Here is a 16,563-nt window from a genome sequence, read left to right as displayed (position 1 = left end):
GCCAAGGTCAACAGATTTCTTGACCGGACGGTGAAAATTCTGCCACGCCGGCCTACCTCAGCTTGACAGGATTGCCCGCTTAGTCAATTCCTGTTGAAAGCCACAATCCAAGGATGAGCGCCTTGCCCGACCTCCTGCCCAACTATGACGTGGCGGTGATCGGTGCCGGGGTGGTGGGCTGTGCCTTGGCGCGCGCCTTTACCCTTGCGGGCGCGCGCGTCGTGGTTCTGGAAAAGGCGGTGGATGTCCTGGACGGCGCCTCCAAGGGCAACTCGGCGATCCTCCATACCGGGTTCGACGCGCCCGAAGGCAGCCTTGAGCTGGCCTGCGTGCGTGAAGGTTACCGAATGTACCACGAGATCCGTGACCGGCTCGGCCTGCCGGTGATTCGCTCCGGCGCCATGGTGCTGGCCTGGACCGAGGAAGAGGTCGCCAGCCTGCCCGCCCTTATGGCGCAGGCGGTGGCGAACGGTGTCACCGATGTCTCGCCCCTCTCCACTGCCGAAGCGCGCGCCTTGGAACCGGCGCTCTCCGACCGCGTGCTGGCGGGCTTCCGTGTCCCCGGCGAACACCTGATCGACCCCTGGTCGGCCGCGCATGGCTATCTGCTGCAGGCGCTCGATAACGGCGCGATCCTGATGCGACAGGCCGAGGTGCTGGCCGGGCGCCGATCACAGGGCATCTGGCATCTTGCCACCACGGCAGGCGCGGTCGAGGCGGGCCTCGTCATCAACGCTGCCGGCCTCTGGGGGGATGAGGTGGACCGCCGCCTGATCGGCGAAAGCTGGTTCGAGATCCGCCCGCGCAAGGGCCAGTTCGTGGTCTTCGACAAATCCGCCGCCGCGCTTGCCGGCCATATCCTCCTGCCGGTGCCCACGAAGATCACCAAGGGCATCGTCGTCTGCCGCACCGCCTTCGGCAATCTGCTGGTCGGCCCCACGGCAGAAGAGCAGGACGACCGCGAACATGCCACGCTGGACACCGCAACGCTTCAGGCGCTGATCCGGCGCGGCTGCGAGATCCTGCCCGCCCTGGCGAGGCACGAGGTCACAGCCACCTATGCCGGTCTGCGCCCGGCCACTGAGGAGAAGGAATACCGCATCCGCGACGACCTGGCCGAGGGCTACATCTGCGTCGGCGGCATCCGCTCCACCGGCCTCTCCGCTGCCCTTGGCATCGCCGATCATGTCCTTGGCCTTGCGAAGGGCAACTGGACGCCGCTGACCGATCCCGTCTGGCCACGCATGCCCAACCTTTCGACCGAGGGCCCGCGCGACTGGCAGGCGCCCGGCCACGGCGGCATCCTCTGCCATTGCGAACTCGTCACCCGCCGCGAGGTCGAGGCCGCCCTGACTGGCCCCCTCACTGCGGGCAACATGGGCGGGCTCAAGCGCCGCACCCGCGTCACCATGGGCCGCTGCCAGGGCTTCTACTGCTCTGCCGAACTGGCGCGTATCACCGAAGGCCGCCTTGCCCAGCCGATGCTCGGGGGCGAGGATGACTGAGGTCATCATCATCGGCGCCGGTCCTGCGGGCCTTTCCGCCGCCATGAGCCTTGCGCGCGGGGGCGTCCGCACGCTTGTCCTGGACCGGGAACCCGAACCCGGCGGCATCCCCCGGCACTGCGCCCATTCGCCCTACGGCTTCCGCGAATTCCACCGTCCGATGTTCGGCCCGGCCTATGCCCGCCGGCTGGCGGCCGAGGCCCTTGCCGCCGGCGCCGAGATCCGCACGCTGACAACTGTCACCGCACTGCACCCCGGCGGGCGGATCGAGATCACCTCGCCCGAAGGCAGCGAAACCCTGACCGCCCCCGCCGTCCTGCTGGCCACTGGCGTGCGCGAAACCAGCCGCGCCGCACGCCTGATCGGCGGCGAGAAACAGGCTGGCGTCCTGAACACCGGCGCGCTGCAGGGCATCGTCCACCTGAATCATCAGCGCCCCTTCCGTCGCCCGGTGATCCTTGGCACCGAACTCGTTGCCTTCTCGGCCCTGCTTACCTGCCGCGAGGCCGGGATCAAGCCGGTCGCCATGCTGGAACCCGGCCCCCGCATCACCGCCCGCGCACCCGCCGGCTGGCTACCCTGGGCGCTGGGCGTGCCCCTGCGCCTCAAAACGCGGATCACCCAGATCCTCGGTCGCAGCCGGGTGGAACGCATCCTGGTCGATACCCCTGACGGCCCCGACGAGATCGAGACAGACGGCGTCATCATCACCGGCGGCTTCCGGCCCGACGCCCCCCTGGTCCGCGCAAGCCACATGGAGCTTGACCCCGCCTCCGGCGGCCCGGTGGTCGATCCCTGGGGTCGCCTGACCGACCCGGCCTATTTCGCCGCCGGGAACCTCTTGCGCGGGGTGGAAACAGCCGGCTGGTGCTGGGCCGAAGGCCAGCATGTGGCCGGCGCGATCCATGCCGCGCTGAAGGGCCAACTTCCCCCCCCCGGCGGTGCCCGCCTGCGCATCGCCTCGGATGCGGTGAAACTCGCCCTGCCGCAGGTGATCGTCGCGGGCGCCCAAGGCCGGCTGCAACTGCGCCTCGCCCGCCCGGTCCGGGGCCGCTTGCGGCTGGCGCAGGACGGCGCAACGCTTCTGGAAAGGCGCATCGACAGTCTGCCTGAACGCCGCATCACCCTGCCCCTGCCCCAGCCGCGCGGCACAGGCGACATTCTGGTGACGGTGGAAGAATGATGCGCATCGCCGCCATCGATCAGGGCACCACCTCGACCCGCGCGCTGGTCCTCGGAGCCGATGGCCGCCTGACCCCGATCCTTTCGCTGCCCCATGCGCAGGCCACCCCCGCGCCCGGGCATGTCGAACAGGATGGCGAGGAGCTTCTGGCCAACGTCCTGCGCTGCCTTCAGGCATCGGATGCGCAGGTCGTGGGCCTGTCAAACCAGGGCGAAAGCTGCCTCGCCTGGGATGCCCGCGACGGTCGCCCCATCGGCCCGGTGATCAGCTGGCAGGACGACCGCACCACCGATGTCACCGCCGCGTTGGAGCGTGACGGCGCAGCGCACATGGTGATGGAGCGTGCGGGTCTGCCTCTCGACCCCTATTTCTCAGCCTCGAAACTTGGCTGGATCGTCAGGCACATCCCCGCAGCCGCCGAGCTTGCCCGACAGGGTCGTCTGCGCCTTGGCACCACTGACGCCTTCTTCCGTGACCGGCTGACCGGGCGGTTCCAGACCGATATCGCCACCGCCTCGCGCACCTCGCTGCTGAACCTCGCCTCGGGCGATTGGGATGCAGAACTTTGCCGCCTTTTTGGTGTTCCGATGGCGGCGTTGCCCACGATCACCCCCACCTCGGGCGACCTGGGCCCCCTGCCCGGCGGCGCGCTGCTGATGGCGTCGATCGTCGATCAGCAGGCCGCGCTCTACGGCCACGGCTGCCGCGCGCCGGGTCAGACCAAGATCACCTTCGGCACCGGGGCCTTCGCACAATGCGTGACCGGGGGCCTCGTGCGGCCCGACAGCGGCATCCTGCCCACCGTGGCATGGGCCGAGGGCAGCGCCGCGGTCACCTATGCCCTGGATGGCGGGGTCTATGCCGCGGCCTCGGCGGTGAACTGGGCGCGGAAGCTGGGCCTGTTCGCCGACTACGCCCAGATTTCCAGGTTCGAAGGCACCGCCATCGACCGAGGCCTCGCCTTCGTGCCCGCGCTCGTCGGCCTTGGCGCGCCGCACTGGAACCGCGCCGCGCGCGGGGCCTGGCTGGGCCTCGACCTCGCCCATGGGCCCCGCGACCTTATGCAGGCGCTGCTGGAAGGCATCGCGCTGCGCGCCGCCGAGGTGCTGGACGCCATGGCCAGCGTGCAGCCGCCGGCAGGCCCGGTCTCGGTCGATGGCGGGCTTTCGCGCAACCCCTACTTCACCGCCTTCCTGGCCGAGACGCTGGGCCGCGACCTGCATCTTTCCGACGAGCCGGAACTGACCGCCATGGGCCTTGCCCGCATGGCCGCGAAGGCAGCGGGGATCGCCGTCCCCGACCACCAACCGGGACGCACCATCGCCGCCGGCCCCGCACGCCCCGGCCCTTCCCGCCTTGCCCGCTTCGCCGAGGCCCGCCGCGCCGTGGAAGGCTACGCCGCGCTGTCGTGACGCCCTCTCGTCCGACTGCGTCTTTTCGTCAGCGTGCCGACCGCGAGGCGTGACAAAGTCATCGATGATCTGCCACGGGTTCAGCCCTGCCGTGCCAGCGCCGCCGCACGGATCGCGCTCAGTGACGCACGCGGGGTCAGTGCCTCTGGCGAGATCGCCAGATCCAGCACCGCGCCCGTGGGCGAGGCGACGGCACGGGCAAAGGCCCCAGCGAAGGCTTCGGTCGTCTCCACCCGCTCGGCGTGAAAGCCATGGGCACGCGCCAGCAACACGAAATCGGGGTTGATCATTTCCGTCCCCGACACCCGCGCCGGGTATTCCCGTTCCTGATGCGCTCGGATCGTTCCATAGATGCCGTTGTTGAGGATCAGGATCACCGGCTGCGCACCCTCCTGCCGGGCAGTGGCCAGCTCCTGCGCCGTCATCTGGAAATCGCCGTCGCCCGCAAAGCAGACCACAAGCCTATCGGGATGCGCCACCTTCGCAGCGATCGCGGCCGGCACGCCATAGCCCATGGCACCCGACTGCGGCGCCAGCAACCGGCCAAGTGGCCCGTATTGCAGGAACTTGTTCGGCCAGACCGCGAAATTCCCCGCCCCGTTGGTGACGATTGCATCCCCCGGCAGCACCTGCCGCAGATGCGCCGTGACCACCCCCATATCGACCGGAGAGGGCAAGGGCCCCAGTTTCAGCGACGCCAGATATCCCGCCCGCGCCCACGCCCGCCAGTCGGCCCAGCCCCCCTGAACCGGGCGGAGGGCTTCGGCAAAGGCATTCGGTCCCGCCTGGATCGCCACCTCGGGCCGATAGATCTTGCCCAGCTCGCCCGCTTCGCCATGCACATGGATCAATCGCTGATGCGGGGTCGGCACTTCCAGCAGCGTATAGCCGTCGGTCGTCATCTCGCCGAAGCGCACATTCACCGCCAGTATCGTGTCTGCCCGACGGATCAGATCCTTCACATGGGTGGGCATTCCCACCCCGGCCTCGCCTGCATAGACTTCGGCATGGTTGTCGAACCGATCCTGATAGCGGAAGGCCGCGACCACCGGTATGTCCGAGGCCCCTGCGAACCTTTCCAGCGCCGCCCGGCCCGCAGCCGTCCAGTTGCAGCCGCCAAGCAGGATCAGCGGCCGCTCGGCCCCCGCCAGCACCGCCAGCGCCGCTTCGACCGCCGCCGCGGTCGGCGCCGGCTCATGCACGACAACTGGCCCCGGCAGCGGCGTCATATCGGTCAGGCTGGTCAGCATGTCCTCGGGCAGCGCCACCACCACCGGCCCCGGCCGCCCGGAAACCGCCGTCACCCAGGCCCGCGACAGAAGCTCGGGGATGCGCTCGGCCCGGTCGATCTCCACCACCCATTTCGCCATGGTGCCGAAGACCGCCCGGTAGTCGAGTTCCTGAAACGCCTCGCGCCCGCGCATGTCGGTCCCGACCTGGCCCACGAACAGGATCATCGGCGCCGAATCCTGCATCGCCGTATGCACCCCGATCGAGGCGTTCGTCGCCCCCGGCCCGCGGGTGACCATGCAGATGCCGGGGCTACCCGTCAGCTTGCCCCAGGCCGCCGCCATGAAGGCCGCGCCCCCCTCGTGCCGGCAGAGCACATAGTCCAGCACGCCCCGCGTGTCATGCAGCGCATCCAGCACCGCCAGATAGCTTTCCCCCGGCACGCCGAAGGCCTTGGTCGCCCCCAGCCCCACCAGGCTCTGCACCAGAAGCTGTCCACCGTTGCGCATCGCCGCCTCCCGTCTTCCGGGCCGCACCATGCACCGGGAACCGCCAAAGCGAAAGGGGCGCAAGGCCCGGCCCGCGCCCCTTCACCCTGTCCCGCAGGATCAGTCCGGCCGGTCGTCCTTGAAGGTCCGGGTGCCGGAAATCATCGTCGAAACAATCGACTGGCGGCTCATGATATCCTCGCGGATCGCCACGTAGATGTGGATGACCATGAAGATCACGATCCACCACATCCCCAGATGGTGCAGCGTGTGCAGACGCTGGCTGTTCCAGGTCAGGCCATGCACCCAGCCGAAGAGGTCATGCGTCAGGCTGCCTTCCTGCGCACCCTCGGCATAAAGCGCAAAGCCGGTGACGATCATGAAACTCACGCCCAGCGTGATGAAGAAAAACATCGCAAGCTGCGCCAAGGGATTGTGGCCGACATACTTCTTCGGCTCCTTCGCCAGGAGCAGATACCAGCGGATCTCGAACCAGACCTCGGCCCAGAAGGTCGCGGACCAGAAGGGCACATAGAACAGCTGGCGCGAGTGGTGGTTGCCGAAGAAGGCCCAGTAGATCCGGCCAAGGAACCCGATCGCCAGCACCCAGCCGGCCGCAAAATGGGCAAACCGGATGTAGCCGAAGACGAACTGCTCGTAGGCCTCGCCGATCATCATCGTGGGCGGCGGCGAGCCGATGAAATAGCCGGTGACGATCAGCACCAGGATCGCGGCGGCGTTGACCCAGTGCCAGATGCGCACCGGCGCCTCGTAGACATAGACGCTAGTCTGACGCGCGACCGTGGCCAGATCCTCGGGTGCCACGTCATGCGCTGGGACGTTGGTCGTGGGGCTGGACATGACCTCACCCCGCCATCAGCCAGAGGCCCGAGAGGGCAATCCCCGCCCCCATGGCCTGCTGCACCACCGGCCGCGCCGCGACCGCGCGGGCGATCCCGACCCCGGCCAGATGCAGGGCGGCGGTCGAGATCAGGAAGCCAGCCAGATAGGCGAAGGCATTGCCCGCCGCTTCCGTCGCATGGGCATGGCCATGGGCGCTGGCAAAGACCGCGATGGCGGCCAGCGACGCGCCGGTGATCCAGCCCGCCTGCCCCCGGCGGCTGACCAGCGTCAGCAGCCCGAAGGCCAGAACCGAGGCGACGATCACCCCTTCCACCATCGGATAGCCGACCCCGGCCCAGCTGGCGCCCGCGCCGATCCCCATGGCGCCCAGAAAGGCCGCGGCCCCCGCCCAGAAGCGGGCGGGCAGCACGAAGCCCGACCAGAGGCCCACGGCCAGCATGGCCAGAAGGTGATCCATGCCCAGGATCGGATGCTCCAGCCCGTGCAGGAACCCGTTCGCGTCTCCATGCCCGGTATGGGCCAGCGCCGGTCCGGCAAGGGTGGCAAGGACGGCGGCAGTTGCGAGTTTCTTCATCTGGGGGTTCCTCCGTTAGCGGACCTTGACCCGGGTCAGTTCCTGACCGTCGGGCGACATGACATGGGTCGAACATGCCAGACAGGGATCGAAGCTGTGAAGCGTGCGCAGGATCTCGACCGGCTCTTCGGGGCGCTCCATCCGGGTTTCCATCAGGCTGGCCTCGAAAGCGCCTATATTTCCGGCAGAGTCACGCGGCGAGCCGTTCCAGGTGGTCGGCACGACGCATTGGTAATTGTCGATCCGGCCATCCTTGATCTTGACCCAATGGCCCAGCGCCCCGCGCGGGGCCTCGGTCATGCCGACGCCCTTCGCCTCTTTCGGCCAGGTGGACGGGTCCCATTTTGCAATGTTTGCCGTGCTTTCGTCGCCGTTCTTGATGTTCTGCACGAGCTTGTCGAAGAAGTGCTTCTGCAATCGCGCACAGTATTCCGCCTCCAGCGCCCGTGCCGCCGTGCGGCCCAGCGTCGAGAACAGCGCCGAGACCGGCAGGTTCATCGTCCGCAGAAGGCCCTCGACCTGGTTCCGGATGTCCTCATGCCCCTTGGCATAGCCCACGACATAGCGGGCCAGGGGGCCCACCTCCATCGCGTGACCCCGCCAGCGCGGCGCCTTGATCCAGCTGTATTTCGCCGCCTCGTCGATTTCCTGAATGTCGGTGCGACTGCCCTTGGTCGCGGCGCCAAGCTCGAACTTAGGGCTTGTGACCCCGTCCCACGGGTGCAGCCCCTTGCCCGGCTCGCCATAGTCGTACCACGAATGATCAACGAATTCCTGCACCTGCTCCGGGTCGCGGACATCGACGTCCTGCACCTCGTTCAGGTTGCCGTTGATGATCGCCCCGCGCGGAAGATACAGCTGCTCCGGGCTGAAATCATTGGCGTTTTCGGGAATGTCGCCATAGGCCAGCACCGACTTGCCGCTCAGGCCCCCGCCATAGAGCCAATCCTTGTAGAAGCCGCCGATCGCCACCACGTCGGGCAGATAGACGTTGCGGACGAAGGTCAGGCACTGGTCGATGATGCTGCTGACATGGTTCAGCCGCTCCATGTTGATCGCGCCCACCGCGCCGGTGGAATGGACGTTGATCGGGCACGGCACCCCCCCCACCAGCCAGTTCGGATGCGGGTTCTTGCCGCCGAAGATCGTGTGGATCTTCACAATCTCCTTCTGCAGATCCAGCGCCTCAAGATAGTGGGTCGTGGCCATAAGGTCGGCCTCGGGCGGCAGCTTGTAGGCCGGGTTGTCCCAGTAGCCGTTCTTGAAGATGCCGAGTTGCCCCGACTCCACGAAGGCCTTCAGCCGGTTCTGCACGTCGCGGAAATAGCCGGGGCTGGACAGCGGATGCGCAGGGCTGACCGCCTGCTGAAGTTCGGACGTCGCCTTGGGATCGGCCCGCAAGGCATTGACAGGGTTCACCCAATCCAGCGCGTGCAGGTGGTAGAAATGCACGACATGGTCATGGATTTGCAGGTTCAGCTGCATCATGTTGCGGATCGAGTTCGCGTTCTCGGGGATGGTGATCCCCAGGGCATCCTCGACCGCGCGAACCGATGTCAGCGCATGGGTCCCGGTGCAGACGCCGCAGATCCGCTCGGTGAAGGCCCAGGCGTCGCGCGGGTCGCGGCCCTTCAGGATCACCTCCAGCCCGCGCCACATCGTCCCGGTCGAGACCGCGTTGCGGATCACCCCCTGATCGTCCACGTTGACCTCGCAGCGCATGTGGCCCTCGATCCGGGTGACCGGATCGACCACGATGCGCTTGCCCGAGGTATCGAGGCTGAAGCCGTTCGGCGTGTTGATCGTCATGGCCTAGCCCTCCACCTTGTCCTGGGTCTTCTTCTGCGCCCGCTTCAGCGCGGAAATCGCCGCATGCACGGCCACCGCGCCACCGACCACGCCGGCGGCGGTCATGCCGACCTTGTCGGCATTGGCCTCGATCCCGAACTGCTTGATGTTGGTCAGCCGGTCGTAGAACGTCCCCTGATCCCAGAACCCGTCCTCGGAACAGCCGATGCAGCCGTGGCCCGACTGGATCGGGAAGCTGACGCCCTCGTTCCATCCGACGGTCGAACAGGCGTTGTAGGTCGTCGGCCCCTTGCAGCCCATCTTGTACAGGCAGAAACCCTTGCGCGCGTTTTCGTCGTCCCAGTGCTCGACGAACTGGCCGGCGTCGAAATGCGGGCGACGATAGCATTTGTCATGGATGCGCTGGCCGTAGAACATTGCCGGACGGCCTTGGCGGTCCAGTTCGGGCAGGCGGTCGAAAGTCAGCATGTAGGTGATGACTCCGGTCATCACCTCGGCAATCGGCGGGCAGCCGGGGATCTTGATGATCGGCTTGTCCGTGATGACCTTGTGGACCGGCGTGGCCTGCGTCGGGTTGGGTTTGGCCGCCTGCACGCAGCCGTAAGAGGCGCAGGCGCCCCAGGCGATCACCGCCTTCGCGCCTTCTGCGGCGCGCTTCAGCTTGTCCACGAAGGGCTTGCCGCCGACGATGCAGAACATCCCGTCCTCGTTCAGGGGCGGGTTCCCCTCGACGGCAAGAATGTAATTGCCCCGGTGCGTCTCCATCGCCTCTTCCATCGCGGCCTCGGCCGCATGGCCCGCTGCCGCCATCAGGACATGGCTGTAATCCAGGCTGATCATCGACAGCACCACATCCTTGGCCAAGGGATGCGCGCCGCGGATGAAGCTTTCCGAACAGCAGGTACATTCCAGCCCGTTGACCCAGATGACGGGAGTGCGCGGCTTCGTTTCCATCGCATGAGCGATCTTCGGAACGAAGGCCGGGCCAAGGCCCAGCGCGCTTGCCGTCAGCGCACAGTATTTCAGGAAACTGCGCCGGGTGATCCCCTGCCGGCGCATGACCTCGTAGAAGGTTTCGATCTGGCTCAAGACTGGCACCTCCCTTGTCTTTTCGGGGGCACGCGCCCCTATCCTGTCTCAGGGAAGCAGGGTGTGCTGCGGCATACAAAGGAAACTTCCCGTAGCAGGTGCCTTCTTTTCCCTGTTGATTTTCAGCACCTTGCGGGCGGCTCGCATCAATCGGGCCGGTTGCGGCCTTTCCGGCGGGCGCCGATGCCGGTCAGATGCTTTCCGCCTCGGCAAGCGCCTGTGCCGCGGCGATCACCGCCTGCCCCAGCGCAAGCCCGCCGTCATTCGCGGGCGTCAGCCGGTGGGTCAGCACCGGCACCTCGCCCAGCGCACGACGCGTCAGATCCAGCAACAACGCATTCTGGAAACAACCGCCCGACAGCGCGACGGCCCGCGCTTCTCCTGTTTCCACCAACGCGCGCGCGGCCCGCGCGAAGGCCCGCGCAAGGCCCGCATGAAAACGCCAGGCCAACACGGCCCGCGTCGTGCCGGCCGCCAGTGCCGCCTGCACCGGGGCCCAGATCGCCGCAGGGTCGATCTTCCCGTCCACAAGGGCGAATGGCAGACCATCGCCCGCCTCATCGGCAGTTGCCTCCAGCCGCATCGCTGCCTCGCCCTCGTGGCTGATGCCGCCCGGACAGATCCCCAGCACCGCCGCGAAGGCATCGAACAGCCGCCCGGCACTGGTCGACATGGGCGCGTTCACCCCAGCCGCCACCGCCTGCCGCAACAGATCGCGCGGCTGGCCGGGAAACAGCGCATCCGCCCAGGAGGAAAGCCCCGCCTGATCCAGCCGCACAAGCGCATTCCGCCACGGCTCGCGCGCCGCCCGGTCGCCTCCCGGCAGAGGTGCCGGCACAAGCGAGGCCCGCCGCTCGAAACCCCGGTAATCGCCCAGCAGAAGTTCGCCGCCCCAGATCGTGCCGTCGGGGCCTAGACCGGCACCGTCCAACACGATGCCCGCCACCCGTCCGCCGTCAAGCGGCCAGAGGTTTTCGGCAAGGCAGGCCGCCAGATGGGCATGGTGATGGAACACCTCTGCGACCGGCATACCCATGGCACGACCTTCCTGCGAGGCGCGATAGCCGGGATGGGCATCCACCGCCACCAGGGCGGGGCGATGATCGAACAGCGCAGTGTAGTCGGCTACCGCCTTGCCGAATTCCTCGGCACACAGGGCATCGTCCAGATCGCCCAGATGGTGGCCAAGCAGTGCCTCGCCATTCTTGACCAGGCAGATCGCCCCTTTCATCTGCCCACCCAGCGCCAGCACCTGCGGGCAGCCCTCGAAGCCGGCCGGCAGGGGCAGCGTGCCAGGCACGCGTCCCCGCGCCCGGCGCAGGACCATGGGAGGACTTGAGCGCTCTACGCTGTCGTCCAGACGGCGGGCGATCGCCCGGTCGTGCATGAGGAAGGCATCCGCAAAGGCCGAAAGCTTGGCCCGCGCCTCGTCGTTGTCCACCACCTGCGGCTCGCCCGACAGGTTGCCACTGGTCATCACCAGCACGCCCCCGAAGGCATCGCACAAAAGGTGATGCAAAGGTGTATAGGGCAGCATCACCCCAAGGTTGGCCATGCCCGGAGCGACGTCTTCCGGCAGCACCCGACGTGACGGCACAAGCACGATCGGCGCAGCCGCGTCGCACAACAGGTCCAGATCGGGCTCGGACAGCACCGCCACCCGGTCCAAGGCCGCCACGTGCCCCATCAGCGCAAAAGGTTTCGTCGGCCGGTGCTTGCGCGCCCGCAGCCGCGCCAACGCCGCCGTATCGGCCGCATCGCAGGCCAGATGGAACCCGCCCAGACCCTTGACCGCCAGCACCTCGCCCGCCCTCAGCCGCGCAACCGCCAGCGCCACCGGATCGCCCGGCACTTCGGCGCCTGCCACCTCCAGCCAGAGGCGGGGGCCGCAGGCCGGACAGGCCACCGGCTGCGCGTGAAAGCGGCGGTCGGCAGGATCGACATATTCAGCCCGGCACTCGGGGCACATCGGGAAGGCCGCCATCGTGGTTTGCGCGCGGTCGTAGGGCAAATCCTTCAGGATGGTGAAACGCGGCCCGCAATGGGTGCAGTTGGTGAAGGCATAGGAACGTCGCCGCCCATCAGCCCGGATTTCGGCAGCACAGTCGGGGCAGGTCGCGGCATCCGGCGTCACCCGGGTCTCGGCCCCCTTGCCCCGGCTTTCGGCAATCTCGAACCCCTCGGGCAGGTCGCCCGCGAAGGGGGACACCTCCACCGCATCGACCCGGGCGAGTTTCGGCGCCCGGGCGGAAATCGCCGCGACGAAGGCATCAATGCCCGTCCCGGCGGCTTCGATCCCGACGCCCTGTGCATCGTTCCAGACCCGACCGCGCAACCCGAACTCGTGCGCGAGCTGCCAGATGAAGGGCCGGAACCCGACCCCCTGCACCTGTCCCCGAACCCTGACCGCAACCGCCTCTGGCACTTGCTCCTTACCCAAATACTCCACGGGGGTCCGGGGGTGTGCCCCCCGGTCCGTGGCTTCCTGTCAATGCACCGTGCAGACCATGCAGGGATCGAAGCTGCGCACCACATGCTGCACCGACAGCGGCACATCGCCCGCCACCTCCAGCCCCACCAGCGCCGCCTCCAGCGGCCCGGGCACGCCCGAGCCATCGCGCGGCGAAAAATTCCATGTCGTTGGTGCGATGATCTGATAGCCCGCGATGCGGCCCCCCTCGATCCGCAGCCAGTGGCCCAGCGACCCGCGCGCAGCCTCGACCAGCCCCGCGCCCTCTCCCTGCCGGGGAAGGTGGCCCCGCGCCATGTATTCCGCCCCCGGCACGATCCCGGCGATCAGTCGTTCCATCACCTCCTGTGTCCGTGCGATTTCCAGCAGCCGCCCCGTCACCCGCGCCAGCACACCGCCGCCGGACAGAGCCCGCGCCAGGGGATGTCCGTCCACCACTTGCCGCGCAAGTGCGCCGACTTCGACAGTCTGGCCGGCCAGTCGCGGCGCCTTGCACCAGCTGTAGGCCGGGGATGCCATCGACTCGTCCGGCTCGGTCCGGCCTTCACGCGGATGCGCCGTGGCGCCCTTCATCCAGGCATGGCTCAGATCCTCGGCGATCGCGGCTTCGTCCAGGGGGCGCAGCTTCCCGTCCCAGACGCCGCGCGCAAGGACTGGCCCGGTCGCCAGCGGATAGGCCCCGAAGGACATGTAGCGCCCCGACCCGCCGCCCATCCGCTCCAGCCCCAGATCGGCGGCGATTTCCAGGAAAAGGCCCACGTCGCCCCGCCCCCAGGCCAGCAGGTCATCAACAGTCGCCAGCGCCGCGAAAGCGCCCAGCGAGCCACCGAACAGCACCTCCTCAAGATAGCGGCGGAAGGCGCGCAAGGTTGCCGCCAGCCGTGCCTTTTCCCGCACCCCCGGCGCGCGCGTCACCCCCCCGGGCTGGATCGCCAGCGTATGCGGCCATTTCCCGGCCAGAAGCCCCATGACGTGCAGCAGCTCGGCACGCGCCTGCACCGCACGGCGCTGTGCACTACCCTCCATTGCCGTGAACCGCTCGACCGCCCGCTCGTGCCATGGGCGTCCGGCATATTCGGGGCGGGCGAAATCCGGCATGAAGAACAGGTGGAAATGCGTCAGGTGATCCGCCACGTTCTCGGCCGCATGGATCAAGGCTGCCATCGCCGCACCGGCGGGCGCGGGCACCAGCCCCATCGCCGCGGCCAGTGCCTGCGCCGCCGCCGCCGACTGGCTGACTGAACAGATGCCGCAGATGCGCGGCGTTATCACCAGCGCATCGCGCGGATCGCGCCCCTCCAGCATCCGCTCGAACCCGCGAAAGAGCGGCGCATTGACCCGCGCCTCGGCCACCCGGCCATCTACCACGTCCAGCGTCACTTCCAGATCGCCCTCGACCCGGTTGAACGGGCCCATCACCAGCCGCGTCATTTCGGCCTGCGCAAGGTGGGCGGCACCACCACCCGGTCGGCCCGCGCGTTCCGCCCGATCCGCTCGGGCGTGGCAGCCTTCGACAGCGAGGCCAGCGCCATGAACCAGGCCTTGGGCATGTCGGTTGGCAGGCCAACCGGGATGCCTGCGATCTTCGGGGTTTCCACGAAGGCATGCGCCGGATCCTCGAAGCGCGGCGCGGTGCAGTTGATGCACGGGTATCCGCCCCGGGTGCAGGATCCTTCCCCGTTCCACGGCCGGATGTTGCAGTCGCCCACGGCCTGCGTGCCGATGCAGCCCAGGTTCTCCATCATGCAGCCGATTTCCGACAGTTCGCGCGCGCTGGCCTTGTATTCGTAGAACTCGTTCTTCGGGCAGCCGTGATGTACCAGATGGTCGGCAAAGAACCGGGGCCGCCCCATCCCGTCCAGCGCCACCGCCTCACCCGAAGCAAGCAGCATCAGCGTCTCCAGCACCCAGCCCGGATGCGTGGGGCAGCCCGCGACATTGATGACCGGCCTACCCGCGCGCGACCGCCAGCCCTCGGCCAACAGCCCCCCGGGATGGGCACCATCATATTGCAGCCCCACCGCATCGGTCGGATTGCCCCCCGCCGCAGTCACCCCGCCATAGGCCGCGCATGATCCCACAGCCACCACATGGCCCGCGACCGGCGCCAGTCGGGCGACCCAGGCCATGACGCTTTCGCCCGTCACCGAAAGCATCTGGAACCGCCCGGTTCCTGCCGGGCCTCGGGCAATCGCGCCCTCGACACACAGGATGTCCAGGAGAACCCTTCCTGCCGCCACATCCTCCAGCAGCGCCCGCGCCTCGGCCCCCGTCTCCACCGACAGCGCCGGGTGCCACAACAGCCGGATCCCGGCATCCTCCAGCGTTTCGATCAGGTCGGGGCTTTCGGCGCACAGCAGCGACATTGTGCAGCCGCCGCAGCCCGAGGCCTGAAGCCAAAGGACGTTGGTCATGCGCCCCCCTCGGCCCGCGGCAGGTACAGACGGAAACAAGCGCCAGGACCCGCATCGCACAGGGTCAGCGTGCCGCCATGTTCCTCGGAGATCTTGTGGCTGATCGACAGGCCCAGTCCGGTGCCACGCCCGACCGGCTTGGTGGTGAAGAAGGGGTCAAAGATCGCCGGCCGCAGCGCCTCTGGCACACCGGGTCCGTTGTCGGAAACGGTCAGAACCGCGCGGTCGCCGTCGGGACGCACGGTCAGGCGGATCGCTGCGCCCGCCTGACCTTCCAGCGCATCGACCGCGTTCTGAACCAGGTTCATCACCACCTGCTGCACATGCCCGGGCCGGCCCAGCACCTGCACCGGCTCGGTCTCGATCGTCAGCACCACAGGCTGTTTCATCCCCCGCATCACCCATTCCGCCGCCGTGCGCGCGGTCTGCGCGAGGTCAAAGACCACCGCCACCCCCGACCCGTCCGAAGAGAGCCGCCGCAGATCCTCCACGATATCGCGCACCCGCTCGGCGCCTTCCCTTGCGCCTTCGATGGCCGTGCGCAGGTTCGCCACCTCGCGGTCAAGGCGCAACTCCTGCCGTAGCGCGATCAGTTCCTCGCGGCTCGCCCCCTCCTGCACACGCGCGAAGTAGGTCTCGAACTTGCCTGCATAGCGCTCCAGCGCATGCGCATTGGCATAGACAAAGCTGATCGGGTTGTTCAGTTCATGCGCCACTCCGGCCAGAAGCCGCCCGAGGCTGGCCAGCTTCTCGTTGCGCACCAGTTGGGCCTGCGCCGTCTTCAGCGCGTCATGGCTTTCTGACAGTTCGGCATAGGCCTTGCGCAAGGCGCCCAAGAGTCGGCCGGACAGCACGAACCCATCCACCCGGCCACGGTCGTCCAGCCTGGGCGCGACCCAAAGGTCCAGCGGCTCCACTCCGCCCGCAGTAAGCAGCTCGGCCTCGACCTGCGCCCTCTTGCGGCTGTCGCGCACGCGCGCCAGCGTCGCCTCCACCGCCTCGCGGGCCGCTTCGGCGAACAGCCCCACCAGCGGCCGCCCGCCCAGCGCCGCCTCGCCCGCCCCGGTCAGCGCCTCGACCGACCGGCTGACCCGCGCGACCCGCGCCCCGCGGTCTGCCACGATCAGCACATCGGACACCGAGGATAGGATCGCCGTGAGGAAGGTCCGCATCTCCTGCAACTCGGCATTCTGGCGTTCCAGTTGCTCCTGATAGCTGACCAGATCGGCATAGGTCCGGTCCATCGCGGACAACACCTCGACCCAGGCGTCGTCCGAGAATTTCGCGGGGCTGTCGGAACCCGGGGGGTGCGGATGAGTGGCCATGAAACGAATCTAGTCTTGCTGCCGCATCCTGAGAAGCAGGAATGGCACAGTCCAGGCCCACAGGGCCGAACGGAAGCAAGCCTTCCGACTTCCAGCCAGAATGGACATCTTCTTTCCAATTTTTTCCGGACCCAGGCAAGCCATACCCCTGCTTTCGCCTGCAATTCCAACCGTTTACCGCCAATTTTGCCCAGATCTGG

Annotated in this window: 12 protein-coding genes; 3 read left to right on the top strand and 9 right to left on the bottom strand. The window is 67.9% G+C overall.

The genetic code is table 11. The features are described from left to right. Nucleotides 1-122: 122 nt before the first annotated feature. The 3 genes from EYB42_RS10185 to EYB42_RS10175 are packed head-to-tail and all read left to right on the top strand — an operon-like array spanning nt 123 to nt 4,100. Nucleotides 123-1,505, top strand: coding sequence for an NAD(P)/FAD-dependent oxidoreductase (locus EYB42_RS10185; RefSeq protein ID WP_167850985.1), 1,383 nt, complete (start codon nt 123-125; stop codon nt 1,503-1,505). Then, nucleotides 1,498-2,688, top strand: coding sequence for an NAD(P)/FAD-dependent oxidoreductase (locus EYB42_RS10180; RefSeq protein ID WP_135449992.1), 1,191 nt, complete (start codon nt 1,498-1,500; stop codon nt 2,686-2,688). Before EYB42_RS10185 ends, EYB42_RS10180 begins: the two co-directional genes overlap by 8 nt. Then, nucleotides 2,685-4,100, top strand: coding sequence for an FGGY family carbohydrate kinase (locus EYB42_RS10175; RefSeq protein ID WP_205909973.1), 1,416 nt, complete (start codon nt 2,685-2,687; stop codon nt 4,098-4,100). Before EYB42_RS10180 ends, EYB42_RS10175 begins: the two co-directional genes overlap by 4 nt. An 80-nt stretch (nt 4,101-4,180) precedes the next feature. Here EYB42_RS10175 and EYB42_RS10170 read toward each other — a convergent pair whose 3' ends face one another. The 9 genes from EYB42_RS10170 to EYB42_RS10130 form a co-directional block, all read right to left on the bottom strand. Then, the gene (locus tag EYB42_RS10170) at nt 4,181-5,839 is read right to left on the bottom strand and encodes a thiamine pyrophosphate-dependent enzyme (protein WP_135449991.1); all 1,659 of its coding nucleotides are present in this window, start codon (nt 5,837-5,839) and stop codon (nt 4,181-4,183) included. Between the two features lie 99 nt (nt 5,840-5,938). Continuing rightward, nucleotides 5,939-6,679, bottom strand: coding sequence for a Ni/Fe-hydrogenase, b-type cytochrome subunit (gene cybH, locus EYB42_RS10165; protein ID WP_135449990.1), 741 nt, complete (start codon nt 6,677-6,679; stop codon nt 5,939-5,941). A 4-nt stretch (nt 6,680-6,683) separates the two neighbouring features. Continuing rightward, nucleotides 6,684-7,256 carry a HupE/UreJ family protein gene (locus tag EYB42_RS10160; protein WP_135449989.1) on the bottom strand — a complete coding sequence of 191 codons (573 nt, stop codon included), beginning with the start codon at nt 7,254-7,256 and terminating at the stop codon, nt 6,684-6,686. A gap of 15 nt (nt 7,257-7,271) precedes the next feature. Further along, nucleotides 7,272-9,065 carry a nickel-dependent hydrogenase large subunit gene (locus EYB42_RS10155; RefSeq protein WP_135449988.1) on the bottom strand — a complete coding sequence of 598 codons (1,794 nt, stop codon included), beginning with the start codon at nt 9,063-9,065 and terminating at the stop codon, nt 7,272-7,274. A gap of 3 nt (nt 9,066-9,068) precedes the next feature. Next, on the bottom strand, nt 9,069-10,154 hold the full coding sequence (locus EYB42_RS10150) for a hydrogenase small subunit (RefSeq protein ID WP_135449987.1): 1,086 nt from the start codon (nt 10,152-10,154) through the stop codon (nt 9,069-9,071). A 190-nt stretch (nt 10,155-10,344) separates the two neighbouring features. Further along, the gene (gene hypF / locus EYB42_RS10145) at nt 10,345-12,579 is read right to left on the bottom strand and encodes a carbamoyltransferase HypF (protein WP_135449986.1); all 2,235 of its coding nucleotides are present in this window, start codon (nt 12,577-12,579) and stop codon (nt 10,345-10,347) included. A gap of 63 nt (nt 12,580-12,642) precedes the next feature. After that, nucleotides 12,643-14,055: a nickel-dependent hydrogenase large subunit gene (locus EYB42_RS10140; RefSeq protein ID WP_135449985.1), complete on the bottom strand. Its 1,413-nt coding sequence runs from the start codon at nt 14,053-14,055 to the stop codon at nt 12,643-12,645. After that, nucleotides 14,052-15,038 (bottom strand): NADH-quinone oxidoreductase subunit B family protein, encoded by a 987-nt coding sequence (locus EYB42_RS10135; RefSeq protein ID WP_135449984.1) that lies wholly within the window; start codon nt 15,036-15,038, stop codon nt 14,052-14,054. Before EYB42_RS10135 ends, EYB42_RS10140 begins: the two co-directional genes overlap by 4 nt. Then, nucleotides 15,035-16,363 carry a sensor histidine kinase gene (locus EYB42_RS10130; RefSeq protein ID WP_135449983.1) on the bottom strand — a complete coding sequence of 443 codons (1,329 nt, stop codon included), beginning with the start codon at nt 16,361-16,363 and terminating at the stop codon, nt 15,035-15,037. The genes EYB42_RS10135 and EYB42_RS10130 overlap by 4 nt, the downstream gene beginning before the upstream one ends. Nucleotides 16,364-16,563: the final 200 nt, after the last annotated feature.

The sequence above is a fragment of the Tabrizicola caldifontis genome (assembly GCF_004762095.1).
Lineage (GTDB): Bacteria > Pseudomonadota > Alphaproteobacteria > Rhodobacterales > Rhodobacteraceae > Tabrizicola > Tabrizicola caldifontis.
The sequence above is the reverse complement of the archived record's forward strand: the minus strand, read 5'-3'. Positions and strand labels throughout refer to the sequence as shown.